This is a genomic window from Methyloceanibacter sp. (assembly GCF_058506495.1).
Genome location: NZ_JBZMXT010000142.1, coordinates 1 through 3,350 on the forward strand (window position 1 = coordinate 1; position 3,350 = coordinate 3,350).

The 3,350-nt window shown below is 57.4% G+C and carries 5 protein-coding genes; 4 read left to right on the forward strand and 1 reads right to left on the reverse strand.

The window, feature by feature from the left end; genetic code table 11:
• From AC33YF_RS13265 to AC33YF_RS13280, 4 genes are all read left to right on the forward strand, one after another.
• A partial coding sequence (locus tag AC33YF_RS13265) for a MarC family protein (RefSeq protein WP_491777687.1) occupies positions 1-600 on the forward strand: 600 nt, incomplete at its 5' end.
• A gap of 73 nt (positions 601-673) precedes the next feature.
• A complete protein-coding gene (locus AC33YF_RS13270; RefSeq protein WP_491777688.1) occupies positions 674-988 on the forward strand; it encodes a DUF3302 domain-containing protein in 315 nt (104 codons plus the stop codon).
• Positions 985-1,923: an HlyD family secretion protein gene (locus AC33YF_RS13275; protein WP_491777689.1), complete on the forward strand. Its 939-nt coding sequence runs from the start codon at positions 985-987 to the stop codon at positions 1,921-1,923. The genes AC33YF_RS13270 and AC33YF_RS13275 overlap by 4 nt, the downstream gene beginning before the upstream one ends.
• Before the next feature lie 261 nt (positions 1,924-2,184).
• Positions 2,185-3,132, forward strand: a complete 948-nt coding sequence (locus AC33YF_RS13280; protein WP_491777690.1) for an MBL fold metallo-hydrolase — start codon at positions 2,185-2,187, stop codon at positions 3,130-3,132.
• Here AC33YF_RS13280 and AC33YF_RS13285 read toward each other — a convergent pair.
• On the reverse strand, positions 3,068-3,350 hold a 283-nt coding region (locus AC33YF_RS13285), incomplete at its 5' end, for a DUF1499 domain-containing protein (RefSeq protein WP_491777691.1). The genes AC33YF_RS13280 and AC33YF_RS13285 overlap by 65 nt on opposite strands.

Genomic DNA, 3,350 nt, shown 5'->3' on the forward strand with positions numbered 1-3,350 from the left:
GCATTTGTATTCACAATTTTCATGGTCACGCTCGGCCCCATCAAGGCGATCCCTGGCTTCTATGCTCAGTCGAAAGACTTGGAGGCTGCGGATAGGCGGAGGCTCGCGGTCAAGGGCGCTTTGCTGGCACTCGCCATATCTCTGGTGCTTGCGCTCATAATGCCGATCGTCCAAGCGGGCTGGCGCGTCACGACCGACGACCTAAGGATCGCGACCGGGATCCTGCTGTTCATGTCGGCCTATCAAGTCTTGGCTAGCGACAGTTCCGCACCTCCACCGGACGCGCAGCCGAAATACCCAGCTCTTTCACCTGTGGCCATTCCAATAATCATCACGCCTTGGGGCGCCATGGCCATCCTCATGGCCATGGGGCTTGCAGGCGACGACGAGGGGTTGGCACGGACCGTCGTTATGATGCTTTTTGTGATCATGGCGCTCAACTTGGTTGGAATGCTCTTTGCCAAGCCAATCGTTGAATTTCTTGGGGTCGTAAGCTTCAAGCTCCTTGGATGGATTTTCGCGGCCTTGCAAGCAGGTCTTGCAGTTCATGTATTTGTTCACGCCCTACAGAATTGGGGTGTCATCACGGCGCCGAACTAGGGAGAGGCAGCCAATGAGCTACCGAGGCGCCTAATTTAGGCGCTCGATATCCCGGTCTGAGGAGGGCCTTCGAATGTCTGGTTTGGATATCTTTGCGATCATTGTCCTGCTGATTTTGATCGTCGCGGCAGTCGCCATATGGATCGCACTGGCCATGCTCCCGGGAAAGATTGCCGCCAAGCGAAATCATCCGCAGGCTGAAGCAATCAATATCGCTGGCTGGCTTGGGGCAATCTTTGGCGGTGTCTTCTGGCCGATCGTCTTGGTCTGGGCATTCACGAAGCCGGCAGCTCGTGCATCCGCTGCCGAGCCGGAAGACATCCAGGCCATAAGTGATCGCGTTGCCGCTCTTGAGAATCAGCGCGTACAGGAGGGAGGCACCAAATGATTGCCTTCCTCACGCTCTGCTACGTCGCACTTCTCGCCATACTGGTCTGGCTGAAAGTGTTGCCCAACACTTTGTGGACTTGGCTCTCCACGATCGTCTGGATGGTCCTCCTTTTTGTCGTGCTGTTCATTCCCATGCAATGGGGCGCACCGGCTGGTCCTGCACGTATTATGACCTACACGGTACAGATCATTCCCAATGTTGCGGGGCCCGTCCTCGAAGTTCCCGTCGAATCTAATCGTCCCATCAAGAAGGGTGAAATTCTGTTCACCATAGATCCGACAACCTACCAAGCCGCAAGAGATGCCGCTCAGGCACAGCTTAGCTTTCAAGAACTGCGACTAGAGCAGTATAAGCAGCTCGCCAGCACGGCAGCTGGCACCCGCTTCCAAGTGGAGGAAACAGAAGCCCTCGTCAGGCAACTCACTGCCGAGCTTGAAACGGCCGAGTGGAATCTAAATGAGACGACGGTGCGCGCACCGGCCGACGGGTTCGTAACCTATGTTGCCCTGCGCCCGGGACAGCGCGTGGTCACATTCCCTGTCCAGCCGGCGATGACCTTCGTTGATACATCGAACAAAATCGTGGGCGTTCAGATTCAGCAGATCTACCAGCGCCATCTTGAGCGCGGGCAGCGCGTGGAGATCGCTTTCAAAACCCGGCCGGGACGGATCTACACGGGGAAGGTCGAGGCTGTGGTTCAAGTTACACACGAGAGCCAAGCGGTGACTGGCGGCACGGTGCCTGAGGCGGAGACTGTCCATGCGGAGCCGTTCTTTGTGCGTATCGAGTTGGACGATCCAGACTTGGAGCTACCTGCTGGTACTGCCGGCACCGCAGCAATCTATACAGGGAGCGCTGCCATGACCCATATCATCCGCAAGGTCATGATCAGAATGGAGTCCTACATGAACTACATCATCCCATGGCTGTAGCAGCAGCGGACTCAAACTCGTTCATTGCCCTCCCGAGATCCAAAGTGATCGTTCCTTGGCTTGGAATGGTAGTAAGCTGAGTCTTGAACGCACACTTGGCGCTCCGCATTGAGCCGAAATCCAGTCACATTTTCTGCACGAACAAATGTGAGGTTGTCATCACCTCACCGGGCGAGCGGCCACGCGGCTGCTCTGCTATCATTCGGCCAGCGTGCGAGCAGTTCGTGCGTTTGCGCAATATCCTCCAACACAATCCCTCTCATGTCCGCCGAGCTTGCATTCAATCGAAATATCGATGTCGACTATGGCGTCGCCGAAGAAATCGCGCCAGGCATACGCCGAATTGTGGCCCAGAATCCGGGTCCTTACACATTTCTCGGCACGAACACCTATCTCGTGGGCAACAGTGAGGTTGCCGTTATCGACCCTGGTCCCGCGGACGAAACGCACCTCGAGGCGATTGCGCACGCAACACGTGGCCAGCACGTTAGCCGTATTCTCATCACCCATCGCCACCGCGACCACTGTGACGGCGCGCTCCCCTTGCAGCAGCGACTCGGCGGAGAGATCGTCGCTTATGGCCCAACTAACACAGCCCGTGGCGTTGTCGCACCAGAGCTGGGCGATGGCTTCATCGACAGCGCTTTTCAGCCCGACGTTCCTGTCACAGACGGCGACACAATCAAGGCGAACGGCTTCGCGCTAGATGTGTTGCATATGCCAGGTCATGCGCCAGACCATTTGTGCTTCGCTCTCATCGGCGAGCGCACCGTGTTCACCGGCGATCACGTGATGGGATGGAATACGACCGTTATCGCACCGCCAGAGGGCAACATGTCGGCGTTTCTAAAGTCTCTTGAGCGGCTGTCTCAGCGGTACGACAAAGTCTTCTACCCAGGACATGGTGGACGCATCGAGACCCCGCGGCGCGTCGTTCGGGCCTACTTGACACACCGCAAGTGGCGCGAGCAGACAATTCTTGCCTGCATCGACGAGGGCGTGAACACGATTCCTCGTATCGTCGCCCGGCTCTATGGCGGATTGGATACCAACTTGAAAGTAGCGGCCGCACTATCAGTGCTAGCCCATCTAGAATTTCTGACGGAGCGCGGCATCGTGACGCCCGAGGGTGCGGCGGAAGGGCTCAGCGCCTTCTACGTACGCGCCGCTTCCGGGTCCGAGAGCGCTTTTTCTTCTTCACCTGCTTAGCGGGTGCGGCGACCGGCTCTTCCTTGGGCTCGGCGGCGGTCTGTTCGAGAACTGTCTTCTCGCCCTTCTCAAGCGCTGTGTTGACCTCGTCTTCAAAGGTCCGAATGCGTTCGGCATTAGCGCCGAGATCGCTGCGACCATAGCGTGATGCGGACCGCATATCGACGACTGCCGATGTGTCGTCACCTTTCACGCGCACGACAACATCGTCCGTAAAC

Bases quoted from the DNA above. Each gene is read 5' to 3' on its own strand.
- AC33YF_RS13270 (WP_491777688.1), top strand. From the start codon at position 674: ATGTCTGGTTTGGATATCTTTGCGATCATTGTCCTGCTGATTTTGATC.
- AC33YF_RS13275 (WP_491777689.1), top strand. From the start codon at position 985: ATGATTGCCTTCCTCACGCTCTGCTACGTCGCACTTCTCGCCATACTG.
- AC33YF_RS13280 (WP_491777690.1), top strand. From the start codon at position 2,185: ATGTCCGCCGAGCTTGCATTCAATCGAAATATCGATGTCGACTATGGC.